The organism is Neobacillus thermocopriae (genome assembly GCF_010975035.1).
GTDB lineage: Bacteria > Bacillota > Bacilli > Bacillales > Cytobacillaceae > Neobacillus > Neobacillus thermocopriae.
In genome coordinates, this window is record NZ_JAAIUV010000012.1 from 1 (window position 1) to 18,324 (window position 18,324).

Here is an 18,324-nt window from a genome sequence, read left to right on the forward strand (position 1 = left end):
TCTGGGCCGTGTCTCAGTCCCAGTGTGGCCGATCACCCTCTCAGGTCGGCTACGCATCGTCGCCTTGGTGAGCCATTACCTCACCAACTAGCTAATGCGCCGCGGGCCCATCTGTAAGTGTCAGCGTGAACCGACTTTCAGCATCCCCTCATGCGAGGGGATGAATTATCCGGTATTAGCTCCGGTTTCCCGAAGTTATCCCAGTCTTACAGGCAGGTTGCCCACGTGTTACTCACCCGTCCGCCGCTAACCAACAGAAGCAAGCTTCTATTGGTCCGCTCGACTTGCATGTATTAGGCACGCCGCCAGCGTTCGTCCTGAGCCAGGATCAAACTCTCCAAAAAAAGTTGATTAGCTCATAAAATTAACGTTGGCTTCGTTTCGATAGAAACGAATATTGTGATTTATTGACGTTTTTGGTTGTTTAGTTTTCAAAGAACAATTTTGTTAAGAGCGACTTTTTTAATTTATCATAAAGTGCTCATTGTTGTCAACACTTTATTTTTTTTAAAAAAATCAACCGTCAACTGCAACTTGTGTTTTTTAACTGTATCGCAGCGACGGTTATTAATATACCAAGTATTTCATTATAGGTCAATAGTTTTTTTGTAATTTTTTATAATGTTTTTTTATTTAACCTATAACATCGGTGGTAAACACCCTGACCTTTTGTTTCAAGATTAACGACCTCAATTAGATGTTTATCAATTAAATATTCAATTAAGACAGACAAATCTACGGAATAAGGAAGCAATTCTTTTTCTGTCATGATTTCATTAAACATCCAATAATCTTTGCGACTTAGCACATTTAATAAATGCGAGGTCCCGATATGGACTCTCGAGTGAATTAAAAATTCACTGGCAAGAAATAAGAGCTCCAATCTTTTCTCTAGTGTTTCTTCACTATTTACAAGTTCCTCATATAATTTATAAATTTCCGGTTCAATTTGTTTTACTTGCTGCCAAACGGTCAACTCTGGATGCAATCCATGCTCAATAATGGCTAATCTTGCAAGATGGTGCAAGGAATGCACAACATGATTATAAGCATCCAAGTATTGTTTGCTTTCAAAAAATGCTTTGCCATCAACATATCGGCGGATTAACTTCGCAAATTCCAGACCCATTTTGATTTTCCGTCCATTAAAAGGAAATTCGCGTAACTCTGTTTTTAAATGAGCAACAAATTCGTTTCGGTCAAAAATAATTTTGGAATGTTCTATCCATTCAAAGATCTTTCTGTTGGTTCCCAACAACAGCCACTGCTGTAGTTTTTCTTCCGTTACAACATGCATGGCCGCTTTTTTATCATCGTAAGAATAATGTTTTATAAACACAGGCTGATCTGCTTCTTTGACAATGACAAGTAAGATGACATCAAAAAAATCTGTGGTTTGAGCTGACTTTTGTTTTTTTTCAACCAATAAAACTCCTAGAGTATTTAGTTGGCTAGCCCTTTCCTGATAGATGGGCCGAAGAATATCCTCCATGAATCCAACCTCCAATTTTCTCGATAGCAATATTACTTCGACAACGCGCTAAAATTTCCTGCTAGATTTTCAGACAAAATTCGACATCTGGCCACAGTTTTATTTTTCTCCCAGCTTGATTGTGTTATAGTTTGTCTAGGAGGGTGAGACCATGGCGAAATATTCTAGTAAAATAAATAAAATCCGCTCTTTTGCTTTATCGTTAATCTTCATTGGGTTTATTGTTATGTATGGGGGTATCTATTTCCGTACCTCACCAATTATTATGACCATTTTTATGATCCTTGGTCTACTTTTTATTATCGCCAGCACAATTGTTTATTTTTGGATCGGCATGCTGTCAACTAGGACGATTCAAGTAATATGTCCTGGCTGTGGGAAAACGACAAAAATGCTTGGCCGTGTGGACATGTGTATGTATTGTAGAGAGCCTCTAACTCTTGATCCGACACTTGAAGGAAAAGAGTTTGATGAATCCTATAATAAAAAATCTAGAAAATAAAAAAAGGATGATGCGGCATTTGCCCATTCATCCTTTTTAATATCCCAAATGCGAAAACTCTTTGGTAACGGTATTCATTTTCCAAAAAAATTATAACTTTTGGACATATGATGCATTTGCTGCCAAAGCCTACTTTTTTATTCCATCCAAACAAATTAAAGGTGAATATTTGACTGTCTAAAGGCTGGGAGCGAAAGGATATAAATCAATGGAACGCTTTTGTTCGACGTTTCAAGAAGTCGATAAGATCTTTCCTTAATCTAAAAAAGACTGATTTTCCTCAAATCAGTCTTTTTTAGATATTAATGTTGTACTTCTTTTTTCTCTTCTTTTGCCGTACATTCAGGACATGAACCGTAAATTTCCATACGATGGTTAGATACCTTAAAGCCAGTCACATGAGTGGCCAGTTGCTCTACTTCATCCAAACCTGGATAGTGAAAATCCACTATTTTCCCACAGTCTTGACAGATTACATGATAATGATGGGATGTGACAAAATCAAAACGGCTGGAAGCATCGCCATAGGTTAATTCCTTTACAAGGCCGACTTCCCGAAATACGCGTAGATTATTGTAAACCGTTGCCACACTCATATTTGGAAATTTCCCTTCAAGAGCTTTATAAATTTCATCTGCTGTAGGATGTGACATTGAATTTATCAAATATTCAAGAATCGCATGACGTTGTGGAGTAATGCGTACTCCTGTTTCCTTTAAGGTCTCCAACGCTTCTTTTAACTGATTCATCGTCATGCACCTCACTTTTCAAAAAATATTATTACTTTATAATTGTTATAATTAGTTTACTAAGTAATTTGTCGTTTTGTCAATATGATGCCGCATAAACATTTTGTTAATATTACTTACTATGCAATGTTTGCTCATTTTCTCCTAACTGATAATTCACATAGCGTGCCGTTACAAACAATAGATCAGATAGACGGTTTAAAAAAGCCAAAACTAATGGATTAACATCCTCTAAAGCAACAGCGCATCTTTCTGCTCTTCTCGCCATTGTCCGGGCAACGTGAAATGCTGCGCCAGCTGGATGACCGCCTGGTAAAATAAAATTCGTTAGTGTTGGGAGCTCTGCATCCCATTCATCGATCTGTTTTTCCATTTCCTCGATGTCTGCCTCACCAAGCTTCCATTTTACTTCTTTCCCTTTTGGTGTAGCTAGCTCTGCTCCTACATGAAATAGATTTGTTTGTATTTTATGATATACTTTTTCAATTATTTCTTTCCCTTGAAAATTTTCCTTCTTTAAATGACTTAAAGCCAGACCAATCATGGAATTGGTTTCATCACATGTGCCATACGCTTCGACACGAACATCCGTTTTCGCCACTCTCTGACCATAAATGAGAGAGGTTGTTCCTTTATCCCCTGTTTTTGTGTAAATTTTCACCCATAACTCCCCCTTTGTTTTAAGAAAAGATAAGGTTCAACATGCTTTGTTAAAGATTCAGCGAAAATGGTTATCAGTCATGATTCTCATTACATGACAAAATAGCCCGTTCCATTTATTATATTTTCTTTTATCATATCATCGAATGGTTGCATTTAGAAATTTACTGCATAAAAAAGGGGCCACTTACTGGCCCGAAAATAATCTGAGGAGGTATGCCCTAATAAAATGATATTCAATGAAAGTTTTTATGCATTGGACAAATGCCTTTACTGATAAAAATAGGCTTAAAGGTTTTCCTTTATATAGTTTAAAGCTGCTTCTACATGACCCTTTACTTGAACCTTGCGCCATTCTTTTACAATGATGCCTTCCTTGTCAATAATAAAAGTAGATCGTTCAATTCCCATATATTCTTTCCCAAAATTTTTCTTTAGTTTCCAAACACCGTAAGCTTCAGCAACTTGATGATCTGTATCTGCAAGCAACAAAAACGGTAGTCCATATTTATCTACAAATTTTTGGTGGCGCTCAACAGGGTCCGGGCTGACTCCCAAAATCACAGCATTTAATTCGGCAAACTGTTCATATTGATCTCTAAAGTCACATGCTTCAGTCGTACAACCTGGTGTCATGTCTTTTGGGTAAAAATATAACACAACATTTTTCCCTTTAAGATTGGACAAAGTTACTGTCTCCCCATTATGGGCTGTTAGTGTAAAATCTGGGGCTTGCTTTCCAACTTCTACTGTCATTTCAATCCCTCCAGTATGGTCATTCTTTATCAACAGCCTAACCAAAGATTTGGAGGAATACAACTATTCTGCCTAATCCATTTTATTTTTCCCTATCAAAAAATACTTTTGCCACAAAAGCTGCTGGTAAAGTATACCCAATTAATGCCTCCACGGCGGCAATTAATCGGCCGATTCCATGAGGAATGACATCCCCATTTCCAACTGAAAACAACATCATGGCACTAAAATAAAAGCTGGATTCAAAGGGATTATTTCGATTTTCGGGATTCACCTCAAGAAGCACAGTTAAACCGATTAATTCAAATATTAAGTAAATCAAGCCAAAGCCGATTATTACAGTCAAATAAAGCGTCAATAAATAAAAAAAATTATCAATGGAAACAATCTTCCCTTTAATCGTATTTGGAATGAATAAAGTACGGATACTCATAAAAATGCAAAAAATAACGATGGGCAATAGGAAATAGATCAATAACACACACCTCTAATTCGATATGGGTTATTCTATTTCTATGCCGGCTTGACCATGAAAATATCCAAACCGTCCCATCTGCCCATCATTATTTTTATAATAAATTTGGTTTATTAATTCCCAGCTCCGCGATATCGTTTAATCCCTTGATTCCAGAGAATCACGGAAATAGTAAAGAAAATTATGCCCATTACAGGTGTTAAAAAGGAATACCAAAACCATTCTTGTTTTTCCAAGAAAAATGCGGCAGGATAAACACCGACAAATGCGAATGGTAATATCCAAGTTAATACAAAGCGGATAATGTGATTATAAATATTTACCGGATACCGCCCATAATTACTAATATTATACATCATTGGCATGAGCGAAGTCCGTGCATCTGCCCAAAAACTGATACAAGCCAACATAATAAAGATTCCGCCATAAATTAACACACCACCAATGACGAAAAAAATAAAGAGTAGCGGATCATACCATTCGACATTTATATGAAGATGTAAACCAGCATAGAGCATAACCGCGAGTCCTGTAATAGCACCTAAAAGGGCTTCAAGCTCCATTCGTTCTAATATAATCTGAAATAGACTATGGATCGGCCTTGTTAAAATCCTGTCTAGTTCCCCCTTAACAATATACCGTTCATTAAAATCCCAAATATTAAAAAAGGCGGAAAAGACAGCAAAAGGCACCAAGAAAAACCCATAAATAAAAATAATTTCATCCCTGTTCCAGCCATTTAAAAATTGAGTATGGCCAAATACCACCAAAATAAAAATCAAATTGATCGCTTGGGAAAGTAAATCTGAAAAAAATTCAACAAAAATATCAGTTCGATATTGGAGCCTAGTTTTTATATATTGTGACATGTATTGGAAAAATATCTTTACATAAAACATGGCCACTTATCCCCCTTGAATGACTATCTGTTTCTTAGCAATTGACCATATCAAACGAATGGGAATAAATAAAAGAATAACCCAAAGGAATTGCTGGCCGATCGCCTCAAAAGCCTGATGGTGAGTAAACCCTTCAGTAAAAATCATACTTGGGATATAACTAATTCCCTGAAAAGGCAAATATCTCATGACTTCCTGTGCCCAGCCAGGGAAAAAGCTCATTGGCAAGAGAAGGCCGGAAAACAAATCAATCACTACACGCTTGGCCCTAATAAGGCCTGTATTATTATATAAGAAGAAAGTGGTAATTCCGGTTAATAGATTCAACTCCGTATTGATGAAAAAGCTTAAGAGGATAGAGACAGCGAAAAGCGCCCAAATATCTGGTTTCCAAGATAATTGAATAGGGAAAAGTAAATAGACCAGTATAAAACCAGGTACAGAGAAAAAAATCAATCTAAAAATACCTTCTCCTAGTCCCTGCATGGTTTTCATCCCAAGATAGTTGTATGGTCGGATTAATTCTACAGCTACTCTTCCCTCTTTAATTTCCATAGCCATTTCGCGATCGAGATTGTTGAAATAAAACGCACGAGCCATCCATGAAATGGCCACATAGGTAGTCATTTGTGTAACTGAAAGCCCTTGAATCTGTTCTTTAGAACCATAAATGGCCGACCACAAAAAATAATAAGCACCGATATTAATGCTATAGATGAGAATGCCAGTGTAGTAATTGGTCCGGTAAGCAAGCATCATTAAAAACCGGATTCGAATCATTTCCAAATATTTATCCAACTTCAACCGCACCCTTTTCATAAATATTGCGAATCAACTCTTCTGTAGAGGTTTCGTTAATTTTAATATCTTTAATCTTATAAGCAGAAACCACCTTTGAAATCAGTTGCGAAATCAGTTCATCTTGATCCTCAATATAGGCGGTAAAAAGTTGTTCTTTTTCATTGAGCTCCCATTTCACCGGCATACCTGCTGTTAAAGCAGTGACTTGAGTGAGGTCGACATTTTGCAGGAATTGAAACTGCACTTCTTTTCCGTCATCCATCGTCTCTTTTAACTTTTTCAGTGCCCCGTCATAGATGACTTTCCCTTCATCAAGCATAATGACGCGTTCACACAAGGCTTCAATATCAGATAAATCATGGGTGGTTAGAAGAATGGTGGTGTTATACTTTTCGTTTATTTCTTTTAAAAAGTCCCGGATTTTTAGTTTTACCAAGACATCTAAGCCAATTGTCGGTTCATCAAGGAACAGTAAAGGCGGATTATGGATAAGGGCCGCCGCCAGCTCACACCTCATTCTTTGACCGAGTGATAGTTTACGAACTGGTTTATCGAGCAGTGGTTCAATATCCAGAGTTTTAATCACATGGTCCATATGGTTGTTGTATTGCTCATCAGATACTTTATATACTTTTTTCAGTAGACGAAAGGATTCCTGAACAGCAATATCCCACCACAATTGGGAACGCTGGCCGAATACAACCCCAATTGTCTGAACAAATTTTTCCCTCTCTTTATGAGGATTCATTCCATTAACGGTAATTTCACCTGAAGTTGGCGTAAGGATCCCCGTAAGCATTTTAATGGTTGTAGATTTCCCTGCCCCATTTTCACCAATATAACCAACCATTTCTCCTTGCTTAACGGTAAAGTTAATATCGTTTACGGCAGGAATGATTTTATAATTTCTTGTAAAAAGATCTCGAAACGCTCCCGCTAAACCTGATCGGCTGGAATAGGCTTTAAATTCTTTTCGTAAGTTTTTTACTTCAATGGCATTCATCGTTTTTCAAGCACCTCCTTGATGCATACCCTAATGAAATAGTTTAGCTAAATGGGAAGGAGAAGACAAACGTCCTGCACAATATGTCCCACTGAGGGAATTGTCAAAAAGTTAAAACAGGAAAAACGTGTTAAAATAGATGGATAAGAACAATAAGGAGGTAATTACCTTGCAATTTACGAATTCAGAACGGTTACATAAGGAAGCATTGGAACATATAGTTGGAGGCGTAAACAGCCCATCTCGCTCTTACAAAGCTGTTGGTGGCGGTGCACCAGTCGTTATGGAACGTGCGCAAGGCGCATACTTTTGGGATGTGGACGGCAATCAATACATCGACTATCTCGCAGCATATGGACCTATCATTACTGGTCATGCTCATCCACACATTACCGAAGCCATTAAGCGTGCAGCTGAAACAGGTGTCCTTTACGGAACACCAACCCCACATGAAGTCAAATTTGCCAAAATGCTTAAGGAAGCAATCCCTTCCCTTGAAAAGGTTCGTTTTGTCAACTCTGGGACGGAAGCTGTTATGACCACTATCCGAGTGGCCCGTGCCTATACCGGCCGCGACAAAATCATTAAATTTGCCGGTTGCTATCACGGCCACTCCGACCTTGTGTTAGTAGCAGCAGGATCAGGCCCTTCGACTCTAGGCACACCGGATTCTGCCGGCATCCCGAAATCAATCGCTCAAGAAGTGATTACCGTACCATTTAATGATATTGAACCATTTAAAGAAGCTTTAGATAAATGGGGTGACCAAGTCGCTGCTGTATTAGTCGAACCGATTGTAGGAAATTTCGGGATTGTAGAACCGAAGCCAGGCTTCCTAGAGCAAGTCAATGAACTAACTCATGCAGCCGGAGCCTTAGTCATTTATGATGAAGTCATTACAGCATTTCGTTTTATGTACGGTGGTGCCCAAGATTTACTCGGCGTTAAACCAGATTTAACGGCACTAGGAAAAATTATTGGCGGTGGCCTTCCAATTGGTGCCTATGGTGGTCGAAAAGACATTATGGAAAAAGTAGCCCCTCTTGGCCCAGCTTACCAAGCAGGAACGATGGCTGGAAATCCCGCCTCCATACTTGCCGGTATCGCCTGCCTGGAAGTTTTGCAACAAGAAGGTGTATATGAGCATCTCGACCGTCTTGGCGCCATTCTTGAAGCGGGAATTCTTGAAGCTAGCAAAGAATACAATATTCCAATTACAATCAATCGTTTAAAAGGTGCTTTAACAGTCTACTTTACAAATGAAAAAGTAGAAAACTACGAGCAGGCGGAAAATACTGATGGTGAAATGTTTGCTAAATTTTTCAAATTAATGCTCCACCAAGGAATTAATCTCGCCCCTTCCAAATATGAAGCATGGTTCCTTACCATTGCTCATACAGAAGAGGATGTTGAAGCTACATTACATGCAGTAAGAAATGCATTCTCCGCACTCAAACCGGAATAAATATACATTTTTTATGCAAATTCGGGAGTGAAAAATCACTCCCTTTTCTTTATAACCTAAATGAAAACGCTTGCAATTTTAGGCTTCTCCTTCTATCTCTCATTCCTATCTTCATCCACTTTTTTGAATATTTATTTGATTTCCGAAAATTCATATGATAATATAAATTTATTATTTTTCCATTCTTTAATTTTATGCCTCATTAAAGTGTCAAATCCAATTCACAATACTACTCGCAATTAATCTATCATAGGAGGTGAAGTGGCTTACTGAGGAATACCTCGAAAAGCCCATAACATGACAGAAAAATGGACCCCAGCTATTTTCAAAGATTTCCATAAGCAGGAACATGATGCTTGTGGGATTGTCGCTTGCCTTGAAAAGCACAAAATCCCAACAAGGAAAAATATTTTTGACTGTATTGACGCCCTTGTAACGATGAACCACCGTGCAGGTTTTATTAATGGCGAGGGCGACGGTGTTGGAATTCATATCGATATTCCAGTTGCACTTTGGAAAGAGAAATTAGTTCAAGCAGATCTAAATCCTTCTCTCGTGGAGAAAGAACAATTTGCTGTCGGCCATGTTTTTGTTAGCCAAAAATCAGATTGGAAAACTACAAAACAGGAATTAATCACGAAAATTAAAAATCATGGATTAGAACTAATATTTGAGACAGATCAGGTTACAGACCCAACTGCCCTTGGTCCAATTGCCATTCAGGAGAATCCTGTCTTTTGGCAGTTTGCTTGTCTTTCTGACAAAAAAGGGCAAGAACTAACCAAGGTCCTTTTTGAAACATTAATAGATTTTGAGAAAAATGAGCATGTTCATGTTGCCTCATTAAGTCAAAACCATGTCGTCTACAAAGTTATGGGAGCCGGAGATATTCTTCCGCGTTATTATAACGACTTAGCCAACCCGCTCGTGGCTTCGACAATGACACTTGGACATAACCGATATTCGACAAATACACTATCAAACTTTTTCCGGGTACAGCCTTTCAGCGTCCTTGGTCATAATGGAGAAATTAACACCATTGCCAAGCTTCGTGACGAAGCTAAAATGATTGGTGTGCCTCTTGTAAAAGACGGCAGTGACTCACAAGACCTAAGCCGGACAATGGAAACGTTCATTTGTCGAGATGGCTATACCCTATTTGAAGTGATGGACCTTTTGTTCCCGCCTATCATCAATGAAATCAAAGCATATCCAGATCATTTACAAGATTTATATACTTATCTCCGTGAAGGATGGGGGCACTTTGCCCAAGGTCCGGCCGGTATCGTATCCCGCTATGCTGATGAAGCTGTGTTTAGCGTGGATGCTTTAGGACTTCGACCACTTTGGATGCTCGAAACGGAAACCTCATACCTCTTCTCGTCTGAACCGGGAATTATTCCAACAACCGAGTATGTAAATGATCCAAAGCCATTAGCACCTGGTGAAAAGGTGGGCTTTAAATGGAATGGCCAAGTGCTTGATGTTTACGAACATACCGAATATCAAAATGAAGTCTATCGTCGTTTTTCCAATCGATTAAATCTTAGTGGATCGAGACTGCGCCTAACACCACCTTCTCTTGAAAAAACTGTAACTATGCAATATCCGGATAAACTTCATAATGGCCAATATAAGGCATTTGGATGGGAGAGAGACCATATCCAATTAATCGAGCAAATGGCTGAAAAAGGTGTGGAGCCTATTCGTTCACTCGGTCATGACGCGCCGCTTGCCGCTTTAAATCCAGAACGTGTCAACATTGCTGATTATATTAAGGAAAGCGTAGCTGTAGTCACGAATCCTGCAATTGACCGCGAGCGAGAAACAGAGCATTTCTCTACCCGTGTCATCATCGGAAAACGTCCTGACTTGTTTACGAACAAAGACGCTGAAACCGTAATAGAGTTAACCACCCCATTACTTATAGAAGGAAAAGCAGGATACAATTGTTCGACAACCCTGCAACAGCCAAGTTTCGATCAAGTCGTGCAGTTTTTCCAAATACGTAAATTGACTACCTATCTTTCAATGACATTTTCTAAAGATGAGACGTTAAATGAGGCGCTTGATCGATTGGCAAATGAAGCAGTCGAAGCAGTCCAATCAGGTAAAAGCTTGCTCATTTTAGATGATAGTAAAGCTCATCAAGAAGAGGCCTATTGGATTGACCCACATCTAGTGACATCCGCCATTGATCAGGCATTAGTCAAAGCAGAGTTAAGAAGAGATTGCTCATTATTAGTACGTTCAGCAGCCATTCGTTCTTTACACGACATCATTACTGTATTTGGCTTAGGAGCAGATTTAATCAGTCCTTATTATATGTTCCTGACTGTTCTAGGTGAGACGGAAAAACCATTAATCAATTTATACAGTGCTTTAACAAAAGGGTTAGAAAAAGTAATATCCACCATTGGAATCCATGAACTCCGCGGGTATGGTCGCCTATTCTCAAGCATAGGGTTACATGAAGAGGTTGCTAAAGTTTTAAATATCATCAACTTCTTTGGTTCCGATCAAATAGAGACCGACTTTGAAGCAATGAAGCAAGATGCTTTGAAAAGAGCAGAAGATTTCCATAATGAAAAAGAACGAATCGGAAAAACCTTCCATCTTTTCCCACGTATTTGGAAGTCCATTAGCGAGTTAGCAAGTACTGGAGATTATGGTGTGTACCGCGATAAGATTACAGAGCAAGAAACAATGAATCCAACAACAATTCGCCATTTAATTGGATTGAAACAGAGTGAAAAGCCATTATCACCTGAGGAAGTCGACATTCGTGTAGGAGAACATGATTTGCCATTTGTCATTTCTTCCATGTCATTTGGCTCGCAAAATGAGATTGCCTTCCGTGCCTATGCAGAAGGGGCAGACCGCTTAAACATGGTGAGTCTAAACGGTGAAGGCGGAGAAATCAAAGATATGCTTGGCAAATATCCACGCACCCGCGGTCAACAAGTAGCATCTGGTAGATTTGGTGTCAATGCTGAGCTATTAAACTCTTCTAATCTATTAGAAATTAAGATTGGCCAAGGGGCAAAACCTGGTGAAGGCGGTCACTTACCTGGTTCAAAGGTAACAGCAAAGGTAGCAGCTGCACGGAATGCGACGCTCGGTTCCGATTTAATTTCACCATCAAATAACCATGACATTTATTCGATTGAGGACCTTGCCCAAATGATCCTTGAATTGAAAACAGCCAATGACCAAGCAAAAATTGCGGTTAAGGTACCTGTCGTTCCGAACATTGGAACCATTGCAGTTGGTATCGCAAAAGCTGGTGCAGATATTATTACATTAAGTGGATTTGACGGTGGAACTGGTGCTGCCAGAATCCATGCTCTGCAACATGTTGGTCTACCGGTTGAAATCGGAGTAAAAGCAGCTCATAACGCTCTATTGGAGAGTGGATTACGCCATAAAGTAGAGCTATGGGCTGACGGTGGTATAAAAAGTGCCATGGACGTCATGAAAATTATGCTACTTGGAGCCAACCGTGTCGGTTTTGGTACATTGGCAATGCTATCTATCGGCTGTACGACATGTCGTGGTTGTCACTTAGACACCTGCCATGTTGGTATCGCGACTCAAATTGAATCAGAAGCACAGGCGAAAGAACATGGGCTCCGCCGATTTGTACCACGTCAATTTGATAAAGCGGTACAAGGAATCGTAAACCTTTTTGGCGCATTTGGCCAAGAATTAAAAGCCATTGCTGCTTCAATGGGAATTAAGAATCTCCAAGATGCTGTTGGACGTTCCGATCTATTAGAACAGGTGAAAGGTGAAGGACAGCTTAACCTTTCATATTTACTCAAACCATTATTCATCAGCCAATTTGCAAAAATGGAAGATTCAAAATCTACATTGGAAGTACTCATGCAAGTGGCTTGCGGTGCGGAATATTTAGATGCAAGTGTAGATCAACTTCAATCTTCAAGGGAATTTGTCAGTGTCACATCCAATCAGCGTGTATTGGGAAGCCGTGTTTCCTGCCACCGCGTGCGTGGCCGTTTGGACGGCTCTTATAGGCAGCTTCCTCCTGTTCAGCTTAAGTATAAGGAAGGTTCCATTCCTGGAAACGGCCTTGGTGCCTACAACAGTGATGGAATCGAGATCACCGTAAATGGTGGTGGTCAAGACGGCGTTGGTAAAACATCTTATGGTGGAAGTATTCATGTTCTTAAAGCAAAAGGAAAAAATGGCAAATATGTAAACGGGTCTGTTGGTAAAGGATTTGGTTATGGAGCACAACGTGGTCTACTCGTTGCTCAAGGAAACGCAGATGCTCGTGCCGGCATCCGCTTATCTGGTGCAGACATGATCATTGGCGGTCAATTGGTAAAACCTATCCCTGAAAATGAAAATGGAAATATAGGTTCGAATGCAAATATTAAAGGATTTGCATTCGAATACATGACTAACGGGCGAGGCCTTGTTCTCGGGGATCCAGGTCCATGGATTTGTGCAGGTATGACTGGCGGTGTCGTTTATATTCGTCAACAGCCTGAAATGGGGTTAACGAAAAAAGCTATTGAGAGAAGAATTGCCAAAGGTGCTAAAGTATCTATTGAAGAATTAAATGAAAAAGGCAAACAGGACGTTCTTGAACTATTAACAAAATATGCTAATTTACTAGAATCTAATGGTCAGGCCGAAGAAGCTGAGCAGCTGCAATGTTTAATTCAGGCACCAGAGAAGCACTTTGTGCAGATTGTTCCAGTTAAAGAGCAAGCCGACCCATCCGTTTCAACTGAATAATTTCCTTTAATAGGTTCCTTTTTTGGCATCCGCATTCAATTGGCGGATGCTTTTTTTCATGTAAGATACATTTCAAAAACTTAACAAAAAATTTATCATTTCTACATAAAATTTCACTTGATTATATGGTTTAATCCATGTATAGTACTTAGTTGTTTATTAATGATGAAATGTAAATTTCGAAAGGATTTTTAATAACATGAAGTTAGGTGCCCGCATCTTTAAAACGGGAATAGCAATTGTTTTATCACTTTATCTGGCTCAGTTGCTAAATTCTCCTTCACCAGTTTTTGCAGCAATTGCCGCGATCTTTGCGATACAACCGACCATTTATCGGTCTTATTTAACCATTATTGAACAAATTCAATCCAATATCATCGGAGCCTTACTAGCAGTTTTTTGTGTATTACTATTAGGAAATCATTTTATTGTCGTAGGCTTAGCTGCAATTCTTGTGATTACACTTAATTTAAAACTGAAGCTGGAAAACACGATTGGACTTTCTTTAGTTACTTTAATTTCTATCATGGAAACACCTGCTGAAAATTTCATACAATTTGCTGGGATTCGATTTTCCACTATTATGATAGGGGTATTCTCTGCTTTCCTTGTAAACCTTGTATTTATGCCCCCTAAATATGAAAACAAACTCTACCAAAAGATTGTGGAAACGACAGAAAAGATTATTAAATGGATTCGCTTAAGCACTCGTCAAGACTTCGACCATCAGCTCCTCAAAACCGAAATTGAAAAATTAAGAGACAGTGTGAAAGCGATGGAGCAATTTTATTCGATGTATAAGGAAGAACGAAGCTATTTCAAAAAGAAACATTTAGAAAAATCCCGCAAACTGGTAATTTACCGGCAGATGATCATAACGGCCAATAAAGGATTAAATACATTAAAAAAATTACATCGATTTGAAAACGAAGTATTAATGCTTCCTGAGGAGTTTAGGCAAGCACTACAAGAACAAGTGGATAATCTTATTTATTTCCACGAGCAGCTGATGCTGAGATTTATTGGAAAAGTGCCTACTCCCCCTTCTAATCAAGAAGAAAAAGTAACCATTAATAAAAAGGAACTATATGATTTCTTTTTAGCCTATCAAAGTGAAATGTATGGTCAAAATAATCCACATCTTTTCCATACGATGCAAATTGTTTCGGCGATTATTGATTATTCAGAACAAGTAGAACATCTCGATGTGCTGATTACGAGTTTTCATTACTACCATCACGACGAAATGTGCATTGAAGAGAATCAATAGTCTTCCTTGCACATTGATAAAAAGCTAAATTTTACAACAGAAATCAACAGACAAGGGAGAAAATAACCAAAAAGAGGGTGTTCCTAAAATTATACTTTTAGGAACACCCTCTTACGTTTTGATGAAAATGTATGTTTTCAACTCATGGAATGTCTTTCGAAGACCCTTTTATGGCTTAGCACGGTGCTTGCTCTTTTCTACTTTCCAATTGCTGAACTTGAAATAATTGATAATAATTCCCTTTTTTTACCATTAATTCCTCATGTGTACCTATCTCCACAATTTGTCCATGTTCGATCAAAACAATTCGGTCAGCGTGAGTAATCGTCGATAAGCGATGAGCAACAATAAAAGTCGTCCGATCCTTTGCTAATTCTTCTAATGCCTCTTGGATGAAATGTTCACTCTCTAAATCAAGAGCAGAAGTCGCCTCATCTAATATTAAGATTGGCGGATTTTTTAAGAACACACGAGCAATAGCAATCCGCTGTTTTTGACCACCAGAGAGCTTCACACCTCTTTCACCGACTTTTGTGTCATATCCTTCTGACAACTGTGTAATAAATTCATGAGCGTTTGCCGCAATCGCCGCTCGAACTACTTCTTCCTCACTTGCGTCTGGTTTTCCTAATAGAATATTATCCCTAACTGATTCACTAAACAAAAAATTATCTTGGAAAACCACACCGATTTTGTCTCTTAGAGATTGGACACGAAAACGCCGAATATCCATTCCATCAAGGAGGATCCTCCCCTCTGTCACATCATAAAAACGTGGAATTAAACTTACTAGCGTTGATTTTCCTCCACCACTCATACCAACAAGTGCTATGGTTTCCCCTTTTTTCACATGTAAATTAATATTTTTTAAAACCAAATCCTCTTTTTCATGATAGGAAAAGGAAACATTCTCAAAAATAATATCCCCTTTTACCTGTTTCAAATCCATCGCGTCTTTTTCATCCGTAATATCATATTTTTCATCCAAAAACTCAAAAACCCGATCCATAGAAGCAAAAGACTGTGTAATCGTAGTAGAAGAATTAACCAATCTTCTAAGTGGATTATATAACTTGTCAATATAAGCAAAAAACGCAACCATAGTTCCTAATGAAAGTTGCCCTTGTATGACCAAATAAGCTGAATAACCAATCACAATTAATGGAGCAATATCAGTAATAGTATTGACTGCGGAAAATGACTTGGCATTCCAGCTAGTGTGATTTAGCGCTTTGTCCAAAAAATTTCGATTCTGTTTGTCGAACAGAGCTTGTTCATGTTTTTCGATGGCAAAGCTCTTTATGACTGGCATCCCTTGTACTCTTTCATGTAAATAACTTTGCACATCAGCAAGTGCTTGAGACCGTATTCTTGTTAGCCTACGCAAATTTCCGAAAAAGTATTTGATTGAGAAAGCGTAAAGAGGAAAAAGCAAAATCGAGACAAATGTTAGTTTTATATCTAAAGAAAACATGAGAAAAATAGCAATAATGATGGTAGCAACATCGAGCCATAGATTCATTAATCCTGTTACAACAAAAGTTTTTGTCTGCTCTACATCATTAATCACACGAGAGATGATTTCCCCTGCACGGTTGTTTCTATAGTATTTAAAGCTGAGCTTTTGAATATGCCTATACATCGTATTCCGAATATCATATAAAATTTTATTAGATGTCCATTGTGCAAAATACTGACGATAATATTCAATAGGTGGCCTAAGGATAACAAAAATAATGAACATCATACTTAAAATAAATAATAATTTTTTTATTTTTTCATCCGGGATTAGTTCTGGATTTTGAACAATGTCATCCACGACATATTTAATTAACATCGGAATAATGAGAGGAATGGAGAATTTAATAATCCCAATAATTATTGTGGCTATGATTTGCCAACGATATGGTTTAACAAATTGAAGGTATCTTCGGATACTGCTCACAGACAGTCCCCCCTCTTCCTAAATAACTTAACTGTTCCTTTTGCACCGCACTAGATATAAATGATTTAATGGCCAAGAAAGTTATTTAACCAATGGTTAACTCACCGCCAAATATCTTAACCCTTCTTTTCCTATCAAAAAAATAAATACCTGTTGACTCTCTCAACAGGCATTTTCCCCTACATTCAATTATCGTCTGTATGTTAAATACCTTTCATACCAAATATCGATAAAATCGGGGGCAAAAGGGCCACTCCTCTGTCTGATCCATTGAATGAGTTTGTCCACATTTCTTTTTAAAATTTGATCAATCACGTCCGGGTAATTCATTTCCCGGCGATGGCGTTCATACTCATCCTCATCGAGCAAATGAAAGGTCATGTCAGGATATACCTTAATATCCAAATCATAATCGATATACTTTAATGCTTCACCATCAAATATAAAAGGTGAACTAATATTGCAATAGTAATAAATTCCATCTTCTCGAATCATTCCGATTACATTAAACCAATGCTGAGAATGAAAGTAACAAATGGCCGGTTCTCTAGTTATCCATGTCCTTCCATCTGATTCTGTTACAAGAGTCCGATCATTTCCGCCAATGACCAAATTCTGTGTTCCTTTTAAAACCGTCGTTTCCTCCCAGACGCGATGGATGTGCCCATTGTGTTTATAGCTATGTATTTGTATTGGTTCACCTTCGATGGGTACGCCCATTTTCTCCCCTACCTTCATTACCGAACGCTTTGCAACCTAATCTTTCCATTCATTACGACAAAAGGCAACAAAGTAAATTCCTTTTTTCTATTATTATAACGGTTGAACACAGAATTTAAAACAAAAGAGCCATTATTTCCATGGCCCTTTGAAAAAAAACACTATAAAGCAGTCGTTATATTCATTTCTCGATAAGAATTAATAACCTCTTCCGTTTGTTTTTCAAAAATGTATTGAATTTCTTTTAATTCTTTTTTCATCTTTTGAATATCTGATTGAATGCTCTCAAGGTCTGTCTCATTCTGTAATGCTTGTAGTTCGGCTTTGATTTTTTGACAACGCTCAAGTTCAGATTGAAGATATAATAATTTGTCCATCGTAACCATTTGCTCTGAAACTAGTTTGTTAAAGTGATCCATTCCCTTCACCGCCTAAAAAATTTACTATACTATGTATTCTTTCAGATCTTCTTTTTTCCTTTGACTACTTATGTTGAATGAAAGGATATTTTGTCTTTTTTGTACCATAGAATTGAAAAAGGCACTCCATTCCGAGATGGAGCGCCTTTTTCTTAAGTATGGTTAATTAGCTTTGGCCAAATTGACCAGCGTTTTGGCCTTTACGTGCTTCAGCAGCTTGGTTTTGTTTTCTAACTTCTTGTGCGTTTGTTTCAGCAGCAAATTCAGTACCAAATTTACCAGTAGTACCTGTAGTTGCTGATTGTGCGTTTTGTTGTCTTACTTCTTGGATGTTAGTTCCAGCAGTAGTTTTGTTTGGTTGTTGTTGATTGTTTGCCATTGTTATCACCTCCACGGGATTA

General features: G+C 38.3%; 16 protein-coding genes and 1 rRNA gene. 4 read left to right on the forward strand and 13 right to left on the reverse strand.

Going from position 1 to position 18,324, the window contains the following annotated elements:
* Both G4Z05_RS08970 and G4Z05_RS08975 read right to left on the reverse strand, forming a co-directional pair.
* Window positions 1-344, reverse strand: a 16S ribosomal RNA gene (locus G4Z05_RS08970); the annotation flags it as partial.
* Between the two features lie 272 nt (window positions 345-616).
* Window positions 617-1,492: a nucleotidyltransferase-like protein gene (locus G4Z05_RS08975; protein WP_163251630.1), complete on the reverse strand. Its 876-nt coding sequence runs from the start codon at window positions 1,490-1,492 to the stop codon at window positions 617-619.
* A 151-nt stretch (window positions 1,493-1,643) separates the two neighbouring features.
* Here G4Z05_RS08975 and G4Z05_RS08980 point away from each other — a divergent pair, with 151 nt between their 5' ends.
* On the forward strand, window positions 1,644-1,994 hold the full coding sequence (locus tag G4Z05_RS08980) for a YgzB family protein (protein ID WP_038539980.1): 351 nt from the start codon (window positions 1,644-1,646) through the stop codon (window positions 1,992-1,994).
* 302 nt (window positions 1,995-2,296) lie between these two features.
* Here G4Z05_RS08980 and perR read toward each other — a convergent pair whose 3' ends face one another.
* The 7 genes from perR to G4Z05_RS09015 all read right to left on the reverse strand — a co-directional run bounded on the left by perR (window position 2,297) and on the right by G4Z05_RS09015 (window position 7,337).
* Window positions 2,297-2,749 (reverse strand): peroxide-responsive transcriptional repressor PerR, encoded by a 453-nt coding sequence (perR, locus tag G4Z05_RS08985; protein WP_163251632.1) that lies wholly within the window; start codon window positions 2,747-2,749, stop codon window positions 2,297-2,299.
* Window positions 2,750-2,855: 106 nt separating this feature from the next.
* A complete protein-coding gene (locus G4Z05_RS08990; protein WP_163251635.1) occupies window positions 2,856-3,404 on the reverse strand; it encodes a cob(I)yrinic acid a,c-diamide adenosyltransferase in 549 nt (182 codons plus the stop codon).
* Window positions 3,405-3,691: 287 nt separating this feature from the next.
* Window positions 3,692-4,159, reverse strand: coding sequence for a thioredoxin-dependent thiol peroxidase (gene bcp, locus G4Z05_RS08995; protein WP_038539972.1), 468 nt, complete (start codon window positions 4,157-4,159; stop codon window positions 3,692-3,694).
* 82 nt (window positions 4,160-4,241) lie between these two features.
* Window positions 4,242-4,640 (reverse strand): ion channel, encoded by a 399-nt coding sequence (locus tag G4Z05_RS09000; protein ID WP_338036754.1) that lies wholly within the window; start codon window positions 4,638-4,640, stop codon window positions 4,242-4,244.
* 107 nt (window positions 4,641-4,747) lie between these two features.
* On the reverse strand, window positions 4,748-5,533 hold the full coding sequence (locus G4Z05_RS09005; protein ID WP_163251636.1) for an ABC transporter permease: 786 nt from the start codon (window positions 5,531-5,533) through the stop codon (window positions 4,748-4,750).
* Between the two features lie 6 nt (window positions 5,534-5,539).
* Window positions 5,540-6,331 (reverse strand): ABC transporter permease, encoded by a 792-nt coding sequence (locus tag G4Z05_RS09010; protein WP_163251638.1) that lies wholly within the window; start codon window positions 6,329-6,331, stop codon window positions 5,540-5,542.
* A complete protein-coding gene (locus G4Z05_RS09015; protein ID WP_163251640.1) occupies window positions 6,324-7,337 on the reverse strand; it encodes an ABC transporter ATP-binding protein in 1,014 nt (337 codons plus the stop codon). The genes G4Z05_RS09010 and G4Z05_RS09015 overlap by 8 nt, the downstream gene beginning before the upstream one ends.
* Before the next feature lie 169 nt (window positions 7,338-7,506).
* On the opposite strand from G4Z05_RS09015, the gene G4Z05_RS09020 reads away from it, so the two are divergent.
* The 3 genes from G4Z05_RS09020 (at window position 7,507) to G4Z05_RS09030 (ending at window position 14,839) form a co-directional block, all read left to right on the forward strand.
* A complete protein-coding gene (locus G4Z05_RS09020) occupies window positions 7,507-8,802 on the forward strand; it encodes a glutamate-1-semialdehyde 2,1-aminomutase (protein ID WP_276207636.1) in 1,296 nt (431 codons plus the stop codon).
* 297 nt (window positions 8,803-9,099) lie between these two features.
* Complete coding sequence (locus tag G4Z05_RS09025) at window positions 9,100-13,569, forward strand: glutamate synthase-related protein (RefSeq protein ID WP_163251644.1); 4,470 nt, start codon at window positions 9,100-9,102, stop codon at window positions 13,567-13,569.
* Window positions 13,570-13,768: 199 nt separating this feature from the next.
* Complete coding sequence (locus tag G4Z05_RS09030) at window positions 13,769-14,839, forward strand: FUSC family protein (protein ID WP_163251646.1); 1,071 nt, start codon at window positions 13,769-13,771, stop codon at window positions 14,837-14,839.
* A gap of 175 nt (window positions 14,840-15,014) precedes the next feature.
* Here G4Z05_RS09030 and G4Z05_RS09035 read toward each other — a convergent pair whose 3' ends face one another.
* From G4Z05_RS09035 to G4Z05_RS09050, 4 genes are all read right to left on the reverse strand, one after another.
* Entirely contained in the window at window positions 15,015-16,784 is a 1,770-nt protein-coding gene (locus tag G4Z05_RS09035; protein ID WP_163251648.1) for an ABC transporter ATP-binding protein, read from the reverse strand.
* 189 nt (window positions 16,785-16,973) lie between these two features.
* Window positions 16,974-17,504 carry a nucleoside tri-diphosphate phosphatase gene (ntdP, locus tag G4Z05_RS09040; protein WP_038539952.1) on the reverse strand — a complete coding sequence of 177 codons (531 nt, stop codon included), beginning with the start codon at window positions 17,502-17,504 and terminating at the stop codon, window positions 16,974-16,976.
* 161 nt (window positions 17,505-17,665) lie between these two features.
* Window positions 17,666-17,923, reverse strand: a complete 258-nt coding sequence (locus tag G4Z05_RS09045) for a YgaB family protein (RefSeq protein WP_163251650.1) — start codon at window positions 17,921-17,923, stop codon at window positions 17,666-17,668.
* 166 nt (window positions 17,924-18,089) lie between these two features.
* Window positions 18,090-18,302, reverse strand: coding sequence for a gamma-type small acid-soluble spore protein (locus G4Z05_RS09050; protein ID WP_163251724.1), 213 nt, complete (start codon window positions 18,300-18,302; stop codon window positions 18,090-18,092).
* Window positions 18,303-18,324: the final 22 nt, after the last annotated feature.

Excerpts from the sequence above, each read along its gene's own strand:
- G4Z05_RS09030 (WP_163251646.1), top strand. The coding sequence starts at position 13,769 with ATGAAGTTAGGTGCCCGCATCTTTAAAACGGGAATAGCAATTGTTTTA.
- G4Z05_RS09025 (WP_163251644.1), top strand. The coding sequence starts at position 9,100 with ATGACAGAAAAATGGACCCCAGCTATTTTCAAAGATTTCCATAAGCAG.
- G4Z05_RS09045 (WP_163251650.1), bottom strand. The coding sequence starts at position 17,923 with ATGGATCACTTTAACAAACTAGTTTCAGAGCAAATGGTTACGATGGAC.
- G4Z05_RS09005 (WP_163251636.1), bottom strand. The coding sequence starts at position 5,533 with ATGTTTTATGTAAAGATATTTTTCCAATACATGTCACAATATATAAAA.
- perR (WP_163251632.1), bottom strand. The coding sequence starts at position 2,749 with ATGACGATGAATCAGTTAAAAGAAGCGTTGGAGACCTTAAAGGAAACA.
- ntdP (WP_038539952.1), bottom strand. The coding sequence starts at position 17,504 with ATGGGCGTACCCATCGAAGGTGAACCAATACAAATACATAGCTATAAA.
- G4Z05_RS09050 (WP_163251724.1), bottom strand. The coding sequence starts at position 18,302 with ATGGCAAACAATCAACAACAACCAAACAAAACTACTGCTGGAACTAAC.
- G4Z05_RS08980 (WP_038539980.1), top strand. The coding sequence starts at position 1,644 with ATGGCGAAATATTCTAGTAAAATAAATAAAATCCGCTCTTTTGCTTTA.
- G4Z05_RS08975 (WP_163251630.1), bottom strand. The coding sequence starts at position 1,492 with ATGGAGGATATTCTTCGGCCCATCTATCAGGAAAGGGCTAGCCAACTA.
- bcp (WP_038539972.1), bottom strand. The coding sequence starts at position 4,159 with ATGACAGTAGAAGTTGGAAAGCAAGCCCCAGATTTTACACTAACAGCC.
- G4Z05_RS09015 (WP_163251640.1), bottom strand. The coding sequence starts at position 7,337 with ATGAATGCCATTGAAGTAAAAAACTTACGAAAAGAATTTAAAGCCTAT.